This is a genomic window from Streptomyces sp. NPDC044064 (genome assembly GCF_056434245.1).
Genome location: NZ_JBWKFN010000031.1, coordinates 17,284 through 33,882 on the forward strand (window position 1 = coordinate 17,284; position 16,599 = coordinate 33,882).

Below are 16,599 nucleotides of genomic sequence, written 5' to 3' on the forward strand. Positions count from 1 at the left end.
GAGGAACCGGAGGACCTGGAGGAGGACCTGGCGCTTGCCGGCCGCCTCCACGAGATCCGGCTGGAGGCCGGGCGGCTGTTGGGGCTCGGCGATGTGGAGACCGCCACCGTCCCCAAGCTCACTCCGCTTGCCCCGCCCCGCCACGGCGGCGCGGTCACCACCCGCACCTTCATCCCCGTCCGCTGCCACACCTCCATCGGCGTCCTCGGTGCCGCGAGCGTGGCGGCCGGGCTGCGACCGCCCGGCGGGGCGGGGGAGGGGATTGCCCGGCCGCCCGGGCGGGGCGACCGGGTCCGCATCGAGCACCCCACCGGCTTCCCGGACGTCGAGACGGCCGCCGGCCCGTCCGCCTCCCCGCCCACGGCGCGTCGTACCGCCGTCGTCCGCACCGCCCGAAAGATCATCGACGGCATCGTCTTCCCGCGTGCCGCCGCCCCTGCACCCGTACAGCCCCCTTGGAGGCAACGATGGCTCCGCCGCTCGGTGACATCGCCCATATCGGCCATGTCGAGCTGTTCACCCCGGACCTGGACGCCAGTGTCGCCTTCTTCACCGAGTACCTGGGGCTGACGGTCAACGGTGAGGACGGCGACACCGTCTATCTGCGCACGTTCGACGACTACGAGCACCACAGCCTCGTCCTCACCGCCCGGGACCGGCCCGGCCTCGGCCGGCTCGCGCTGCGCACCTCCGGTGAGGAGGCCCTCCACCGCCGTATCAGGGCGATCGAGGCGGCGGGCGGCAAGGGACGCTGGGCCGAGGACGAACCCGGCCTCGGCGCGCTGTACGTCACGACCGACCCGGACGGACACGAACACGCCCTGTACTGGGAGAGTGAGCACTACCAGGCCCCCGACGAGCTGAAGCCGGCGCTGAAGAACCAGCCGCAGGCCAAGCCCAACCGGGGCGTGGGGGTGCGGCGGCTCGACCACGTCAACTTCCTCGCCGCCGACGTGCTCGCCGCCGCCGAGTTCCAGGAACACGTGCTCGGCGCCCGGCCCACCGAGCAGATCCGGCTCGACACCGGGCGGATCGCGGCCCGTTGGCTGACCTTCACGAACAAGTCGTACGACGTCGTGTACACGGAGGACCGGACCGGTTCGACCGGCCGGCTGCACCACATCGCCTTCGCGACCGACACCCGCGAGGACATCCTGCGCGCCGCCGACCTCGCGATCGACACCGGCGTCTTCATCGAGACCGGCCCGCACAAGCACGCCGTCCAGCAGACGTTCTTCCTCTGCGTCTACGAGCCCGGCGGCAACCGCGTCGAGCTGTGCAACCCGCTCACCCGGCTCGTGCTGGCCCCGGACTGGCCGCTCATCACCTGGACCGAGGCCGAGCGGGCCCAGGGACAGGCCTGGGGGCCGAAGACGATCGAGTCCTTCCACACCCATGGCACACCGCCGGTGGGCTGACCGCCGACACCCGGAGTCGCGACCTGAGCTCCTCGCCGATGGTCTTCATCGGCCTCGCGGCCCTGCGTTCGGCCCGCGGGCCGCAGCGCAGCGGCACGGAGCATCAGCTCGTCACCGCCCGGTGACCCGCACGGTGCCGCACCCGGATCCAGGGTGCGGCACCGTCGTCGCCTCACTCGCCGGGCGGCTCCACGTCCACACCCGTGCACGCCAGCTTCCCGTCCACCTCGGCGCAGGCCTCCACGCCCTTGGGCGAGCGGACGGCGAGCATCGGGCTGGTGTCCTCGGCGGAGTTGTCCGCCGGATAGCTCGCCGACATCACGTCCTGCCCCGCCCGCACCGAGACCTCCCGTGCCCTCGGTGTGCGCACCCGCACCTCCGACCACGCGGTGCCACAGGCGGGGGAGTAGCGCAGCCGGACGTCGTAGTCGGTGCCGGACACCGTGCTCGTGGTCTGCGCGTCCCGGGCGCACACCGACGCGTCGGGCAACTGGCCCTGACAGGAGCGGGCGTGGCAGCGGGGTGCGGTCAGCAGGGGCTGTGCGGCGGGGGTGGGGGAACCCTGCCGGCCGGAGACGGTGATCGCGGCGACCACCGCTGCGGCCGTGCCGAGCAGCGCGAGCGCCGACAGCGGAAGCCATCGGGAGCGGGCCCGGCCCGCCTGCTCGGGCGGACTCGGTGCGGGTGGCTCCTCGGCCGCCTCCCACAGGGCCAGTACGGCTTCGGGATCGGCGCCGGCCAGCCGGCTCAGCGCTTCCACCGCGGCCCGTGGAGGCCGTTTGCCGCCGGTCAGATAGCGGTGCCAGGCCGACTTGCTGTACGGGGTGCGCGCGGCCAGTGCCGCCAGGCTCAGCCCTGTACCGTGCTTCAGTTCGCGCAGTCTCACCACCAGTGGCTCGTCCGGCTCGGCCGATCCTTGGGGATGCCGCATCGTGCGTCCCTCGACTCCCATTCCGCTATGGGTGCTTTCACCCCTGTTGTCGCAATGGCTTCCCAGGAGATCGGCATCCGCAACACCGGCCGAGGTATGAGGACGGTGAGGCATGTGCACGCCGAAGGCCTGTTCGGGAGACGGGGGTTCCCGAGCAGGCCTTCGACGGTCAGGCGGTGCGTACGTGAGTGGTCGTCAGCACCACGCGACGGTGCGTCCGGTGCGGACGTAGCGGGCGGAGACATAGCCCCGGTGGTGCGGGAGGCGGTACCAGACGTGGTTGCCGTGCACCCAGGAGCCGTACGTCCTGCAGCTGAGCGTGAGCAGCCGGTGCGTGTGCCGGTGTCCGATCACGCGGTAGTAGGTGCCAGGGCCGGACCGGACGTTCAGCCGGGCGCCGTGCGTGGAGACCCGGCCGAGGGCGGGCAGGGTGCGGCGGTACGACATGCCCTGCGCGACCGCCCGCGCCGTGCCCATGGCGGCGAAGTGGTGCATGTGACGCGTGCGGTACCGACGGTGGTGGACGCGGCGGACGGTGCGCTTGGTGTGGTGGCGGCGGTGCTTGGTGTGGTGCGTGCGCTGCTTCGCGTGGTGGGCGGTGTACTGGGCCGCGACACTGGGCACCGGGCGCGGAGCGGCGGTCGTGCTCGCCGAGGCGGCCCCGGCCGCCGTGGGCAGGAGTGCGAGCACCGCGACCGTGGCCAGTACCCCGCTCTTGAGGGTCCGTCGGATCATGGAAACCTCCGGCTGTCGTTCTCATGACCACGAAGCGTGATCACAACAGTCAGCGTTGCCGTGACGGGCCGTCAGGATGCCGTTCCCGCGTCCCTTGGGACGCCGGGGACGTCTCCGGGGACGGGCACCGCCCCGTGTCCCGGCCCGTCCGGTCCCGTGCCGGGAGGTGTTCCACCGTCCTGCACGTCCCCGTGGACGTCCGGACGCCGGACCGGGCCCATGTGACGCGGACCGTGCAGCAGCTGCAGCGGTCCGGGTGCGTCAGCCGGGTCCCCGGCCCCGACGGCCGCCGGGCCGGCGGATCGAGCTCACCGACGCCGGCCGGGCTGTTCCGTCGCATGGCCGACGCCTTCCTCGCCTGCGCGGCGGGCGACGAGCCGGGTCAGGAGACCGACGGCCGCGCGGCGACGGGGTGACGGCGGTGGCCGCGGCCGTTCCGCCCGGATCGACGGTCCCGGCCGTTCCTCCCTCAGCGGCCGCCCCATCTGTTCACGCCGAAGCAACGGCCCCAGGGTCTACCGTCGAGTAATATCCGGCGGCAGGACACCAGAGGAGGAGCCGTGCCCCGGTTCGAACGCTCACCCCTGCTGCTGGCCGGTCTGCTGGCCACGGTCGGGGTCGCCCACTTCGCCGCCCCGCGGCAGTTCGACGCCACGATTCCGAAGGTGCTGCCGGGCTCGCCCAGGGCATGGACGTACGGCAGTGGGGTCGTGGAGCTGGCGCTGGCGGCCGGGCTGGCATCGCCCCGTACCCGCGCCGCCGCCGCGAAGGCGGCCGCCGTCTTCTTCGTCGGGGTGTTCCCCGCCAACGTGAAGATGGCCGTCGACTGGCGGCACCGGCCCGCACCGCAACGGAACGCGGCACTGGCCCGGCTGCCCCTCCAGGTGCCCCTCGTGCTGTGGGCCCGCAGTGTGGCAAGGAACGGAGAGGGACGGTCGTGAGCGAGCGCATCGAGGTCGGGGACAAGGTCGAGGACTTCGCCCTGCAGGACGAGACCGGCGCCACCCGGCGGCTCACCGAGCTGCTGGCCGAGGGCCCGGTGGTCCTCTTCTTCTATCCCGCCGCCCTGACGCCCGGCTGCACCGCCGAGGCCTGCCACTTCCGCGACCTCGCCGCGGAATTCGCCGCCGCCGGTGCCCATCCGGTCGGAATCAGTGGCGACAGCGTCGAACGGCAACAGGAGTTCGCCGGCCGGCACACCCTCGGCATGCCGCTGCTCTCCGACGCCGACGGAGCGGTCCGCGAGCGGTTCGGGGTCAAGCGGGGCTTCACGCTCGCGCCCACCAAACGGGTCACCTTCGTCATCGCCGAGGACCGCTCGGTCCTGGAGATCGTCCGCAGCGAGCTGCGGATGAACACACACGCCGACCGGGCCCTGTCCGCACTGCGCGCCCACAGGGGCTGAAGCGCGCCGCTGCCGCGCTTGATGCCCTGGAGCAATCGGATCATCCTTGGGCATATGGAGCGTGTCGCGGCCGCGGCGATCATCGATGCCCAGGGCAGGGTGGCGGGGTGGAGCGAGGGCGCACGACTGCTCACGGGCCGCACGGCGCAGGAGGTCGTCGGCCGGCCGGCGACCGACCTGCTCGCCGAGGACGTTCCTTCCGGCGCCCTCGCCGCGCACACGGGGACCCTCGCCCTGCGACACCGTGACGGACACCGGGTCGAGCTGGCCCTGACCGGCTGTCCGCTCGTCGGCCCCGACGGCGCGCCCACCGGATACGTGGTTACCGTCGACCCGCCCGTCCCGGCCGGTGCCGCGCTGGCGGCCCAGGCCTTCCAGCAGGCCTCGATGTCCATGTCGGTGTTCGACCTCCGGCAGCGCTATCTGCGCGTCAACGACGTCGCCTGCCAGGTGATGGGCGTACCGGCGGAGGCGCTGGTCGGCCGGTTCTACCTGGAGACCGTGGCGGACTCCGAGCACAGCCGGGGGTTTCTGGGGCATCTGCGCGAGGTCGCCGAGACCGGCCGGCCGCTGCGCTACGAGAGCTTCACCAGCGCCCCGGCCCTGAACCGCGAGCACGCCTGGAGCATCGAGATGTGGCCCCTGCGGGACCACTCCGGCGAGCCGACCGCCGTCGCGCTGTCGGCGTTCGACAGCAGCGATCAGTACTGGGCCCGCCGTCGGCTCGCCCTGCTGAACGAGGCGACCACCGCCATCGGCACCACCCTCGACGTGGTGCGCACCGCCGAGGAGATGGTCGAACTCCTGGTCCCGCAGTACGCCGACTTCGCCAGCGTCGACCTGCTCGACTGGGTCCTCGGCGCGGACGAGCCGCCGGCGATCCCGGACGGCGGTGTCGAGCTGCGCCGCGTCGCCCACGGCTCCACCCGGGAAGGCAGCCCCGGTGCGGCCGTGAAGGTCGGCGACACGCACGTCTACCAGCCGTCCTCGCCGCCCGCCCGGGCGCTGCGCGAGGGCCGTGCCGTGGTCGCCCACGCCGGTGAGCCCGACTTCGTCCAGTGGCTCGCCGAGCGCAACGAGCGTTCGCCCGACGGCCGCCCCCACCGGCAGGGCGTCCACTCCATGATCGCGGTGCCGCTCCGCGCCCGTGGCACCGGCCTGGGCGTCGCGGTGTGCATCCGGATGGCCCACCCGGACGACTACGGCCCCGACGACGCCGTCTTCGCCGAGGAGCTGGGCAGCCGCGCCGCCGTCTGCGTCGACAACGCCCGCCGCTTCGCGCGCGAACGCAGCACCGCCCACGCCCTCCAGCACAGCCTGCTGCCCAGGGGACTGCCCGGACAGGCCGCGGTCGACGTCGCCCACCGCTATCTGCCCTCCGGGTCGCTGGCCGGCATCGGCGGCGACTGGTTCGACGTGATCCCGCTCTCCGGCAGCCGGGTCGCGCTGGTCGTCGGCGACGTGGTCGGCCACGGCATCCGGTCCTCGGCCACCATGGGCCGGCTGCGCACGGCCGTCCGCACCCTCGCCGATGTCGACCTGCCCCCGGACGAACTCCTCACCCACCTCGACGACCTGGTCACCCACCTGGCCTCCGACGAGAGCGGCGAGGAGGTCGCCGAACTCGGCGCCACCTGCCTGTACGCCGTCTACGACCCCGTCTCCCGCCATCTGTGCATGGCGGCCGCCGGCCACCCGGCCCCCGCCGTCGTCCTGCCGGGAGACATCCCCGAGTTCGTCCCCATGACCGCCGGACCGCCCCTCGGGGTCGGCGGGCTGCCCTTCGAGGCGACGGAGCTCGAACTGCCCGAGGGCTCGGTCGTCGCCCTCTACACCGACGGACTGATCGAGGACCGCGACCGGGACTTCGACCGCGCCACCGACGAACTGCGCCGCGCCCTCGGCGCACCCGCCGACTCCCTCGAGGAGCTCAGCGACAACGTCCTCGAGGCCGTCATGCCCGAACATCCCACCGACGACGTCGCCCTCCTCGTCGTCCGCACCCGCGCCCTCGGCGGCGACCGCGTGGCCACCTGGGACGTACCACCCGACCCGGCCCATGTGGCCGGCTTCCGGCAGGCGGCCACCGAGCGACTGGCCGCCTGGGGACTGGAGGAGGCCGCCTTCGTCACCGAACTCGTCGTCAGCGAACTCGTCACCAACGCCATCCGCTACGGCGAACCGCCCATCAAACTGCGCCTGATCCGCGACCGCGCGCTCATCTGCGAGGTCTCCGACGGCAGTTCCACCTCGCCGCACCTGCGCCGGGCGCACGCCTACGACGAGGGCGGCCGCGGACTGCTGCTGGTGGCCCAGCTCACCCAGCGCTGGGGCAGCCGGCAGACGGGCAGCGGCAAGACCATCTGGGCGGAACAGCCGCTGCCCGACGCCTGATCACTGGAACCGGCAGCCTGGGTTCGGCGCGTCCTGCGAGAACGGGGCGCCGTGCGGCAGCACGTAGAGCACATCGAGGACGAGCGGGGTGTCACCCAGGTTGCGGCCGAGGTGGACGTGGTCCGGGCCGGCCGGCTCCTGGATCGTCGAGCCCTTCCGGTAGACGCCGTCCGAGGCGCAGGTGTGGTCGAAGTGGCTGAGGGTGCCCTGCTTCACGAAGCCGTACAACGGACCGTCGTGGTAGTGCCATCCGGTGCTCTGACCGGGCGGGACCGTGATCTCCTGCAGGGTGTAGTCGGTGCCGCCGATGGTGGTCTGGCTGAGGATCCGGGCCGTCACCCCGGGACCCGGCGGGGTCGCCCCTGCGGTGCTGCAGGTCATGACGGTGGCGGCCAGGCGGAGTGCGGTGCGCATGCGGAGCCTCCATGGACGCGAGGGGGTACCGCCGTGAACATAGGCCCGGGGAGGGAGAGTCGCGGGCGGAACCCGGTAATCCGCATTGCTTGAAACCGCCCCTGGCCCCGTTTCGCAAATGGCGCATCGGTAAACACCTGCTCTGTGTCCAAGTGCTGGAGGTAGTCGATGCCCCTTTCTGGAGAAGCAGTGGAACTGGGCCCGTTGAGCAGTCGGCTGGGCGGCTCCCGGCAGCTCACCGGGCATCTCGCCCGCCCGGCGGGTGACGGCCCCTGGCCGGGTGTCGTGGTCGTCCACGAGGCCCTCGGTGTGGACGAGGTGATGCTGCGTCAGACGCGTCGGCTGGCCGACGCGGGCTATCTGGCGCTCATGCCCGACCTGTTCACCCAGGGCGGCGCGCGGCGCTGCCTGGTGGCCACCCTGCGGGCCGCGCTGTCGGGGAAGGGGCGCGCCTACCAGGACATCGAAGCCGCCCGCGACCATCTCGCCGGACATCCCGACTGCACCGGCGCCGTGGGCATCATCGGCTTCTGCATGGGCGGCTCGTTCGCCCTGATGACGGCCGGCCGCGGCCAGTTCGACGCGGCAGCCGCCAACTACGGCCTGCTGCCGAAGGACCTGGATGCCGTCCTGACCGACGCCTGCCCCGTAGTGGGGAGTTACGGCGGCCGGGACCGCATGCTCCGGGGAGCGGCCGCCCGGCTGGAGAGCGCCCTGGACCGGCTCGGAGTCGTCCACGACGTCAAGGAGTACCCGGACGCGGGCCACTCCTTCCTCAACGACGCCGAAGTCGGCCCCAAGCTCCTGCGCCCGCTCCTGCGGGTCACCGGCATGGGACCCCACCCCGAATCCGCCGCCGACGCATGGCAGCGCATCGAGACCTTCTTCGACACCCACCTCACCGCATGCCCCACCCCCGGGACACCGGAGTCATGAGCACCACAGAGACCGAGCAGACCACCCCGACGCCCACCGCCGACGGGGCTGGTACGTCGACGACCCGCCGTACTCGCCCTGCGGGATCACGCCCCCGAAGTCCTCGTACTCCAGCGGATCGTCATCGGTGGGCACGGCCGGCCGCTTGTCCCCGGGGCCCGTCGACGGACCCCGCTGGACGGACCAGGACTTCAGCACGTCCCCGACCTGCAGCCGGAAGTCGAAGTGCATGCGGCGCGCGCCATGGATCTGCACCACGAAACGGGGCCGCGCGCCCGCCGGGGCCGCCGCCTGCCCCGACGGCTCGCGGGGCTCAGCCGGCCATGCCGTCCAGCTCCGCGACCGCGTCATCCGGGAGGACCAGCGCGGCCGCGGCGATGTTCTCGCGCAGGTGGTCCGGGGACGACGTGCCGGGGATGAGCGCGATGTTCGGCGAGCGGCGCAGCAGCCAGGCCAGGGCGACCTGCTGCGGTGCGGTGCCCAGCCGCGCGGCCGCCTTCGCCAGCGTCTCGGACTGCAGCGGTGTGAACCCGCCCAGCGGGAAGTACGGCACGAAGGCGATGTTCTGCGCCGCCGTACGCTCGACGAGCGGGTCGTCCTGCCGGTTGGCCAAGTTGTACAGGTTCTGCACCGTGACCACGGGCGCGATCTCCTGTGCCTCGGCCAGCTGCGCGGCGGACGCGGCGCTGAGCCCGAGGTGCCGGATCAGGCCCTGCTGCCGCAGCTCCGCCAGGGCGCCGAACTGGTCGGCGACGGAGTCCTCGTTCGGGGTGTCCATGTCGCCGAGCCGCAGATTGACCACGTCCAGCGTCTCCAGCCCCAGGTGCCGCAGGTTGTCGTGCACCTGCGCCTTCAGGTCCTCCGGGTGCCGGGACACGGTCCAGCTGCCGTCGGCTCCCCGCCGCGCGCCGACCTTGGTCACGATGTGCAGCTCGTCCGGGTAGGGGCGCAGGGCCTCCCTGATGATCTCGTTGACGACCACGGGGCCGTAGAAGTCGGCGGTGTCGATGTGGGTGATGCCCGCCTCCACCGCCGCACGGAGCACCGCCACGGCCCGCGCCCGGTCCTTCGGCGGACCGAACACATGCGGCCCGGCCAGCTGCATGGCGCCGTAGCCCATACGGGTCAGGGTCAGACCGTCGGCCGGGGAGACGGTGCCGCCGAGCTGTGCAGTCATGTCGTACCTCTCGTGCAGTGCGAGGGTCACCGGTACGTCCGGGACCCTGTCTCCACGGTGCGCCGAACACCGCCAGGGCGGCAGTGCCCCCGCGTTCCTGGGAGTGACAGGGACAGTCACGGCCACCGGTACGGCCGTACGGTGGTGTCATGGACGGTACGAACGCGCTCGGCGAGTTCCTGCGCGCCCGCCGGGCACAGGTCCGGCCCGAGGACGTGGGGCTGCCCGGCTCGGGCCTGCGCCGGGTGCCGGGGCTGCGCCGCGAGGAGGTCGCGATGCTCTCCGGCATCAGCTCCGACTACTACCTGCGCCTCGAGCAGGGCCGCGACCGCAACCCGTCCGCGCAGGTCCTCGAGGCCATCGCCCGGGTGCTGCGGCTGGACGCCGATGCCACCTCCTACCTGCTCGGCCTGGTCCAGGAGCGGCCCACCGGTGAGCGGCCCCCGTCCCCCACCCGGGCGGCGCGCGGCCGCGAACCGGTGCCGTCCAGCCTTCTGCAGCTCATCGACGGCTGGCCCCGCAACCCCGCTTACATCCAGAACCGGTACACCGACGTCCTCGCCGCCAACGCCCTCGCCACGGCCCTCACCCCGAACTGCCGGCCCGGCGTCAACCTGCTGCGGGCCGTCTTCCTCGACCCCGCCGAGCGGGCACTGCGCCGGGACTGGGAGGACCTGACCGAGGAGGGCGTGGCCACCCTGCGCACCTACGCCGGGCCCGACGCCGACGACCCCCAGCTGCGCGACCTGGTCGGCGACCTGTCCCTGCGCAGCGAACGCTTCCGCATGCTCTGGGCCCGGCACGACGTACGGCCCCGGCGCGGCCGGGTCAGCCACCTGAGCCACCCGCAGGTCGGCGACGTGGACCTGCACTCGAACAAACTCTCCGTGGACGGCACCGACGGACTCACCCTGGTCGTCTTCCACGCCGAGCCCGGCAGCCGCAGTGCCGAACTCCTCGACATCCTCGGCAGCCTCACCGCACCCCACACGGGCGCCCGGACCGAGCGCGTCGAGGAGCAGTAGACCGGCGGCGCGGCAACGGAGTTCGCGGTCCGGGGGCACACGGTGTCACGATCTCCGTGGAGCCGGTTCGGACGACCATCGGAGCGCACATGACGACGCACAGGGACACGGCGGAGCGGGCGGATCGGGTCAAGGGTGTCGAGGTACATCCGGCGGCCGGGCACATCGGTGCCGAGATCACCGGTGTCGACCTCGCCGGACCGCTCGACGACGCCGTGGTCGCCCTGGTCCGGGAGACGATGCTGCGCTGGAAGGTGGTGTTCTTTCGCGGGCAGGAGCTGGACCACCGCGGTCACGTGGCACTCGCCCGCCGCTTCGGTGAGCCGGTCGTCCTCGGCCGGCGTGGCAGTGCCTCGCCGCCGGACTTCCCGGAGGTGGAGACGACAGCCGACCGGCTGGAGCTGGGCGGGCGCTTCGGCATGGAGCACGAGGAGTGGCTGCGGCGCCGCCGCCACACGCTGCTGCGGGGCTGGCACTGCGACCACGGCGCCCGCATCGACCCGCCGGCCGCGACCATCCTGCGCGCCGAGACCGTACCGCCGTACGGCGGCGACACCACCTGGGCCAACCTGGCCGCCGCCTACGCCGGGCTGTCGGCGCCGGTCCGTGCCTTCGTGGACGGGCTGCGCGCCGAGCACCGGCTCGGTGTCGGCTACCAGCCGCGGCCCGGTGACGACGGGTACGTCCGGCACCTCCTGGACCACCAGGTCGCCTCGGTGCACCCGCTGGTGCGCGTGCACCCGGAGACGGGCGAGCGGGTGCTGTTCGTCAACGGGTACTACCTGGAGCAGATCTCCGGCGTTTCCCGCCCCGAGAGTGCGGCCCTGCTGGAGATGCTGCTGGAGCAGGCGGTCCGGCCCGAGTACACGGTCCGCTTCCGCTGGGAGCCCGGGAGCGTCGCCTTCTGGGACAACCGGGCCACCATCCACCTGGCCCCCGGCGACAGCGCCCACCTGGGCTTTCCACGGATCATGCATCGGGTGATGCTCGCGGGTGAGGTACCGGTGGGTGTGGACGGCAGGCCGTCCGAGCCCGTCACCGGTACGGAGGCGGGCCGCTGGTGAGCGCGGATGCGTCACCGGCGTCGAGGCGGACGTCGGCGACAGCGGTCTGCCGACGAAGGGCGGGGGATCAGGCCGCCGGCCGCCACCCCAGCGCCGGGCCCAGTCTCGTCGCCATGTCGGTCAGGATCTGGACGTAGTCCTCGTGTTCGAAGGTGAACGGCAGCGCGAACGCCACCTCGTCGATCTCACGGAACGCGGCGTGCGCCTGCAGCCGCTCGGCGAGTTCGCCGGAGGTGCCGACCAGGTCCGGGGCGAAGAGCAGTCGCGCCGGGCCCTGCGGGGCGGCCGTCCGGGGGAGGCGTTCGGCGGCGTACGCCTCGTACCTGGCCCGCTGCTCGGGGCTCGCCGAGTCGGTGGGGATCACCACCAGGCCCTGGGAGACACGGGCCGCGTCCCCGTCGGGGTGCTGGGCACGGAAGGCACGGACGTGGGACAGCTGGATCTCCGCGAAGTCCAGTGGCCCATCCGGGTCCTCGGCCCTGACCACGCTGCTGGTCAGGAAGTTCATGCCGTGCTCGCCCGCCCAGCGCGCCGAGCCGAGGCTGCCGCCGCCGTACCAGAGCCGCCGGCCGAGTCCGGGGGAGTGCGGCTGGACGACGTCCGAGAACACTTCGAAGCCTTCCACCCCGCTGAAGTCGCTGGCCGCCTCGCCGCGCACGAAGCCGAGGAGGCGGCGCACCCGTCCGTAGCCGAAGTTCTCGGCGTCCGCGGTGTCCGGGTACAGGGCCTCCTTCACCTGCTCGTAGTGCATCGGCGGTCCCACGCTGACGCCGGGGTTCAGCCGGCCGCCGGACAGGATGTCCACGGTCGCCAGGTCCTCGGCCAGGCGGAGCGGGTTCTCCCAGCCCAGGGGGATCACCGCGGTGCCCAGCTCGATGCGCCGGGTGCGCTGTGAGGCCGCCGCCAGCACCGCGACCGGGGACGAGATGCCGTACTGCAGGTGCCGGTGGCGGACCCAGGCGCTGTCGAAGCCCAGCCGCTCGCCCAGCTCGATGATCTCCAGCGTGCTCTCGTGGCCCCGGCCCGGGTCGGCCGCGTCGAACAGACCGATGGTGAGGAAGCCCAGCTTGCGCAGCGGGCGGGCGGTGGACGGCACGGGCTCCTCCAGCGGTCGTACGTCGGCTCCGCCCCTGTTCCGGCGTCGGCCCTGCCCCGATTCTGGCAGGCGGGTGTGACAACCGTGTGATCAGTTCAGCGGGATGGTGACCTCGTCCTCGACCGGCGGATCGAGTTCCTGGGCACGGTTGCCCGTCGCCGCGAAGCAGCGCAGCCGTACCGCCTCCGGGGTGACGTCCAGGCGCAGGAAGCACTTGAAGAACGGCGGGCTGTAGGTGGCCGAGCCCGGCGAGAACAGCTGCGTGTACAGCTTGCGCACGGGCAGCCGGAACCGGGAGGCGCGGTCGGGGCGGCCGCCGGTGCCCAGCAGGCTCGCCACCCGGCGGGTGCGCCGGGTGACCCGGGTGTCCGGGCCGGGCGCCCGGCCCGGCTCGATGCCCAGCCGTTCGGCGATGACGGCCGCCGCCTCGGACTCGGTGAGCGTGAAGAAGCGGCGCAGGCGCAGGCGGCGGCCGTACAGGCGGCTGTAGAAGGCCAGCGAGTCGCCGCGCAGCGGATAGCAGCGGAAGTCCCGCTCGGTGACTCCCGCGACCGACACCCGCGGGATGGTGTGCGTGGCGTGCATGAACGCTCCGCCGCCGCCCGCGACCACGTACTGGATGGTCCGGCCGTCCACGTCGACCGGATAGCGCTGGTAGTTGTGGATGTCACCGCCGATCGCGGCCACGTAGTGGTGCGCCGGGTCACGGACGATGTCGTCGACCGTGCCGCCGTCCTCGATGGCGCAGGGGTGGTGCTCGCCGTCCACGTACAGCGGTGAGCCGGTGATCAGGATCTTCGGCTTCGGCCCGCGGGAGACCTCCCGCAGCCACGCGCCCTGTTCGGCGTCGACCGTGCCCAGCAGCCCGGTGTCGATGCCCACGATCCGCACCGGACCGGCGTCGATCGCCCAGTACGGCCCCGGCTGCACGGCCTGTTGCCCGGGCGCCGACCGCAACTTCTTCGCCTCGGCCAGACGTCGGCCGTCCCCCGGGCGCGGCCGGTGCCAGAGCAGGTTCTGCCACCAGGCGCCGGTGAGCGGGCGCGACGTGGGCTCGGGGGACGGCGGCGGGGTGTCGGCGCAGAAAACGCGCATGAACGCGCCGAGGTCCTCGTACCAGTCGTGGTTGCCGGGTATCGCGTATATGGGTGCCGGGTACTCCTGGTACGGCCGGAAGAACTTGGTGCCGTAGTCGTCCGCGCTGCCGACGGGGTAGATGACATCGCTCGCGATCACCGCGAACTCGGTTTCCCGACCCGCCTTCAGAAACCCCGGCACGACGGCGTACTGGGAGTCGTCGCCCTCTCCGGTGTCCCCGATGACCATGAAGGAGAACCGGTCCGGCACCTCCCGCCGGATCACCTTGTCGACGGGTGCACCCGCCTCGGCCTGCCGGGCCACCAGGCGGCTGCGGGTACGGCCCGTCGGGTCGCCGAACCAGGACGCCAGAACCCCGTTGCGGGCGGCCCACAGGGTCCTCGGGTTCAGCCACGACAGCTTCTCGACATGGTCGGGCATCAGCTGCTGGTAGGCGCCGCGTTCGGCCGCGCCCCAGCCCGCGCCCTGTGCGGTATCGCGTGAGGAGTCAGACACGCGGTGCACGGTAACAACGTGCCGATCACGGCCCACAGGGCGGGGCCTGACACGATGCGTCCCCGGACCCGCACCGAGCGTTCCCGGACCCCACCGACCGAGAGGCCCGCATGACCGGCGACGACACTTCCGACCCCGGCTTCCTTGACCTCGTACCCGACCTCGAAAGCGGCCCGGAGCGGCTGCTGTTGGGCATCCGCCACTTCGACGAGCCGTTCCTGCTCACCGTCTCCCTCTCCCAGGGCGTCGGCTCCGGCGAACTGCAGCTGGACCGGGGCCGGGCGGGCAAGGCCCGCCTCGCGGAGTTCCGCCGGGCGGGCGGCCGGGTGCTGCTCGTCGTACGCAACAAGCACTTCCTGACCAGCGGTGAACCGGCCGGCGTGCGAGCGGGCCAGGAGTCCTTCGCCGTGTCCGTGGTGTGGAGCGGAACAGTGCTGCGGGAGGCGGCGGGCGCGGTCGTCGTGGACGCCACCGGGCTCGTCCTGTACGACCACGACCGTGTCGCCGAGCACCTGGAGGACGCGGGACAGGGCGAGTACGCCCTCGACGCCGCCACGAGTCTCCCGCTCGTCGCCGAGAGCCGTACCGGCCCGGACGCCGTCCGCCTGCCCGCGCTGCTCACCTTCCGGGGCCAAGGCCGCGGCCCGGCGCTCCGAGCGGTCGCCGCCGATCCGCGCGCGGTGACCGTCGTCCAGCAGCTGGTCCTCCTGCGCCTGCCCAAGTCCCCGCTGCACGCCCGCCGTTACCATCCGGCCTCGGGCAGCTACGGCGTCGGGTGGGCCGACCACGGCCTGGCCGGGCGTGCGGACACCCAGGTGAAGGTCCAGCCCCGGTTCCGCGCCGAGCCCGGTGGCGCGCCCGTCGTCTTCCGCGTCGACCCGGCCGTCCCCGAGCCCTTCCGTACGGCGGTCGTCGAGGGCGGCAACTGGTGGCGGGAGGCCTTCGCCCGGATCGGTCTGCCGGACGCCTACCGCGTGGAGGCCGCGGGAGACGACTTCGACCCGTACGATCCGGCGGTCAACGGCGTGGTGTGGGTGCACCGTTCCGGTCGCGGCTGGTCCCTGGGGCAGGGCCTGACCGACCCGCGCACCGGTGAGATCCTGCACGCCCGGGTCCGGCTCGGCTCCCAGCGCCTCGACCAGGTCCGTGCCCTCGGCGAGGCACTGCTCGCCCCGTACGGCCGCCCCGATGAGGCCGAAGGCCTCGCCTCCGTCGAGGAGTTGGTGCTCGCACGGCTCCGCCTGCTCGCCGCGCACGAGATCGGCCACGCCCTCGGGTTCATGCACAACTTCGCCAGCACGCGGCACCCGGCACCGTCCGTCATGGACTACCCGCACGCCCACGTCACCGTGACCGACACCGGCGGCCTCGACCTCACCCACGCCTACCCGACAGGCCTGGGCCCCTGGGACCACTTCCTCGTCGCCCACGGCTACGGCCACTTCGCCGACGAGGAAGGGGAGTTGGCCGGTCTGCGCCGCGGGGTGGCAGATGCGGGCCTGATGTACGTGAGCGACGTGGACGCCCAGGGCACCGCGGCCGCGCACCCGGACGGCGTGCCCTGGGTGACCGGGGGAGACGCGATCCGGGCCCTGGAGACCGTGCTCCGGGTACGCCGCATCGCCATGGAGGGTTTCTCGCGTGGGGTACTGCCGCGCGGGCGGCAGACCGGTGAACTGGAGGAACGGGCGGTGCTGCTGCACCTGCTCCACCGCCACGAGGTCACCGCCGTGGCCCGCCTCGTCGGTGGGGTCCGGTACGGCTATGCGCAGGCCGGAGACGACTCCCCGGGCGTGGCGGCCGTCGACGCGGCCACCCAGCGAACGGCCCTGACCCGGCTGGCCGAGCTGCTCCGGACCGGTCGGCTCGGTCTGCCCGAGGCAGTGCTGGACGTCCTCACCCCGCCCGCCATCCGGTACGAGCGGACCGACCAGTACTTCGACACCCGCACCGGACGGCTCTTTGACCCCTTCGAGGCCGTACGGACCGCCGTCACCCTCGTCACCGCCGAACTGCTCGACCCCGCCCGGCTCGGCCGTGTGGCCTGGCAGCACGCCGAGGACCCGGCCATGCCGGGTGTCGGGGATGTCGTGGACGCCCTGCTGGCCACGACCTGGCTGAGCGACGAGGAGGACGGTGACGCAACTGTGCCGGGCGCCGCGGGCGTGCGGCAGACAGCCGACTGGACCGTCCTGAACCATCTGCTGACCGTCCTCGGATCGCCCGGCCTGCACGCGCCGGTCAGAGCCACCCTCCGGGACGCTCTGCGGCGCCTCGCCGACACCCTGCGCGTGCAGACCGGCGAACAGCGGCGTGAGGCGGCCAGGTCGATCGGTGCCTACCTGGCCGACCCGCGCACGGTGCGGCTCGACCCGCTGCCCCGGGTACCGCCCGGGGCGCCGAACTGAGGG

Annotated in this window: 15 protein-coding genes and 2 pseudogenes; 10 read left to right on the forward strand and 7 right to left on the reverse strand. The window is 72.9% G+C overall.

The annotated features are described in order from the left end of the window. Positions 1-15 precede the first annotated feature (15 nt). Both AC07DS_RS36730 and AC07DS_RS36735 read left to right on the forward strand, forming a co-directional pair. Positions 16-570 carry a PrpF domain-containing protein gene (locus AC07DS_RS36730; protein WP_479152688.1) on the forward strand — a complete coding sequence of 185 codons (555 nt, stop codon included), beginning with the start codon at positions 16-18 and terminating at the stop codon, positions 568-570. Next, the gene (locus AC07DS_RS36735; RefSeq protein ID WP_479152528.1) at positions 468-1,418 is read left to right on the forward strand and encodes a VOC family protein; all 951 of its coding nucleotides are present in this window, start codon (positions 468-470) and stop codon (positions 1,416-1,418) included. Before AC07DS_RS36730 ends, AC07DS_RS36735 begins: the two co-directional genes overlap by 103 nt. A 172-nt stretch (positions 1,419-1,590) precedes the next feature. Here AC07DS_RS36735 and AC07DS_RS36740 read toward each other — a convergent pair whose 3' ends face one another. Then, entirely contained in the window at positions 1,591-2,349 is a 759-nt protein-coding gene (locus tag AC07DS_RS36740) for a helix-turn-helix domain-containing protein (RefSeq protein ID WP_479152530.1), read from the reverse strand. 195 nt (positions 2,350-2,544) lie between these two features. After that, the gene (locus AC07DS_RS36745; protein ID WP_479152532.1) at positions 2,545-3,084 is read right to left on the reverse strand and encodes a hypothetical protein; all 540 of its coding nucleotides are present in this window, start codon (positions 3,082-3,084) and stop codon (positions 2,545-2,547) included. Positions 3,085-3,293: 209 nt separating this feature from the next. Between AC07DS_RS36745 and AC07DS_RS36750 the strand changes: the two are divergent. The 4 genes and pseudogenes from AC07DS_RS36750 to AC07DS_RS36765 form a co-directional block, all read left to right on the forward strand. Continuing rightward, positions 3,294-3,409, forward strand: a pseudogene (locus tag AC07DS_RS36750) (MarR family transcriptional regulator); the annotation flags it as partial. 235 nt (positions 3,410-3,644) lie between these two features. Beyond that, positions 3,645-4,025, forward strand: a complete 381-nt coding sequence (locus AC07DS_RS36755) for a DoxX family protein (protein ID WP_479152534.1) — start codon at positions 3,645-3,647, stop codon at positions 4,023-4,025. Continuing rightward, entirely contained in the window at positions 4,022-4,489 is a 468-nt protein-coding gene (locus AC07DS_RS36760) for a peroxiredoxin (RefSeq protein ID WP_479152536.1), read from the forward strand. The genes AC07DS_RS36755 and AC07DS_RS36760 overlap by 4 nt, the downstream gene beginning before the upstream one ends. Before the next feature lie 54 nt (positions 4,490-4,543). Then, entirely contained in the window at positions 4,544-6,883 is a 2,340-nt protein-coding gene (locus tag AC07DS_RS36765; protein WP_479152538.1) for an ATP-binding SpoIIE family protein phosphatase, read from the forward strand. Here the strand turns inward: AC07DS_RS36765 and AC07DS_RS36770 are convergent, their stop codons facing one another. After that, positions 6,884-7,297 carry a cupin domain-containing protein gene (locus AC07DS_RS36770; RefSeq protein WP_479152540.1) on the reverse strand — a complete coding sequence of 138 codons (414 nt, stop codon included), beginning with the start codon at positions 7,295-7,297 and terminating at the stop codon, positions 6,884-6,886. A 168-nt stretch (positions 7,298-7,465) separates the two neighbouring features. Here AC07DS_RS36770 and AC07DS_RS36775 point away from each other — a divergent pair, with 168 nt between their 5' ends. Beyond that, on the forward strand, positions 7,466-8,233 hold the full coding sequence (locus tag AC07DS_RS36775; RefSeq protein ID WP_479152542.1) for a dienelactone hydrolase family protein: 768 nt from the start codon (positions 7,466-7,468) through the stop codon (positions 8,231-8,233). Between the two features lie 45 nt (positions 8,234-8,278). Here AC07DS_RS36775 and AC07DS_RS36780 read toward each other — a convergent pair. Both AC07DS_RS36780 and AC07DS_RS36785 read right to left on the reverse strand, forming a co-directional pair. Continuing rightward, a pseudogene (locus AC07DS_RS36780) lies at positions 8,279-8,584 on the reverse strand (DNA polymerase ligase N-terminal domain-containing protein); the annotation flags it as partial. Further along, positions 8,547-9,410, reverse strand: coding sequence for an oxidoreductase (locus AC07DS_RS36785; RefSeq protein WP_479152544.1), 864 nt, complete (start codon positions 9,408-9,410; stop codon positions 8,547-8,549). The pseudogene AC07DS_RS36780 and the gene AC07DS_RS36785, both read right to left, overlap by 38 nt. Before the next feature lie 149 nt (positions 9,411-9,559). Between AC07DS_RS36785 and AC07DS_RS36790 the strand changes: the two genes are divergently transcribed. Both AC07DS_RS36790 and AC07DS_RS36795 read left to right on the forward strand, forming a co-directional pair. Further along, positions 9,560-10,435: a helix-turn-helix domain-containing protein gene (locus AC07DS_RS36790; RefSeq protein WP_479152546.1), complete on the forward strand. Its 876-nt coding sequence runs from the start codon at positions 9,560-9,562 to the stop codon at positions 10,433-10,435. Positions 10,436-10,524: 89 nt separating this feature from the next. Further along, on the forward strand, positions 10,525-11,499 hold the full coding sequence (locus tag AC07DS_RS36795; RefSeq protein WP_479152548.1) for a TauD/TfdA dioxygenase family protein: 975 nt from the start codon (positions 10,525-10,527) through the stop codon (positions 11,497-11,499). A 67-nt stretch (positions 11,500-11,566) separates the two neighbouring features. Here the strand turns inward: AC07DS_RS36795 and AC07DS_RS36800 are convergent, their stop codons facing one another. Continuing rightward, positions 11,567-12,595: an LLM class flavin-dependent oxidoreductase gene (locus tag AC07DS_RS36800; protein WP_479152550.1), complete on the reverse strand. Its 1,029-nt coding sequence runs from the start codon at positions 12,593-12,595 to the stop codon at positions 11,567-11,569. A 90-nt stretch (positions 12,596-12,685) separates the two neighbouring features. After that, the gene (locus AC07DS_RS36805; protein WP_479152552.1) at positions 12,686-14,188 is read right to left on the reverse strand and encodes a metallophosphoesterase family protein; all 1,503 of its coding nucleotides are present in this window, start codon (positions 14,186-14,188) and stop codon (positions 12,686-12,688) included. Positions 14,189-14,298: 110 nt separating this feature from the next. On the opposite strand from AC07DS_RS36805, the gene AC07DS_RS36810 reads away from it, so the two are divergent. After that, positions 14,299-16,596, forward strand: coding sequence for a zinc-dependent metalloprotease (locus tag AC07DS_RS36810; RefSeq protein WP_479152554.1), 2,298 nt, complete (start codon positions 14,299-14,301; stop codon positions 16,594-16,596). Positions 16,597-16,599: the final 3 nt, after the last annotated feature.

Bases quoted from the DNA above. Each gene is read 5' to 3' on its own strand.
- AC07DS_RS36735 (WP_479152528.1), top strand. From the start codon at position 468: ATGGCTCCGCCGCTCGGTGACATCGCCCATATCGGCCATGTCGAGCTG.
- AC07DS_RS36740 (WP_479152530.1), bottom strand. From the start codon at position 2,349: ATGCGGCATCCCCAAGGATCGGCCGAGCCGGACGAGCCACTGGTGGTG.
- AC07DS_RS36745 (WP_479152532.1), bottom strand. From the start codon at position 3,084: ATGATCCGACGGACCCTCAAGAGCGGGGTACTGGCCACGGTCGCGGTG.
- AC07DS_RS36765 (WP_479152538.1), top strand. From the start codon at position 4,544: ATGGAGCGTGTCGCGGCCGCGGCGATCATCGATGCCCAGGGCAGGGTG.
- AC07DS_RS36770 (WP_479152540.1), bottom strand. From the start codon at position 7,297: ATGCGCACCGCACTCCGCCTGGCCGCCACCGTCATGACCTGCAGCACC.
- AC07DS_RS36775 (WP_479152542.1), top strand. From the start codon at position 7,466: ATGCCCCTTTCTGGAGAAGCAGTGGAACTGGGCCCGTTGAGCAGTCGG.
- AC07DS_RS36785 (WP_479152544.1), bottom strand. From the start codon at position 9,410: ATGACTGCACAGCTCGGCGGCACCGTCTCCCCGGCCGACGGTCTGACC.
- AC07DS_RS36790 (WP_479152546.1), top strand. From the start codon at position 9,560: ATGGACGGTACGAACGCGCTCGGCGAGTTCCTGCGCGCCCGCCGGGCA.
- AC07DS_RS36795 (WP_479152548.1), top strand. From the start codon at position 10,525: ATGACGACGCACAGGGACACGGCGGAGCGGGCGGATCGGGTCAAGGGT.
- AC07DS_RS36810 (WP_479152554.1), top strand. From the start codon at position 14,299: ATGACCGGCGACGACACTTCCGACCCCGGCTTCCTTGACCTCGTACCC.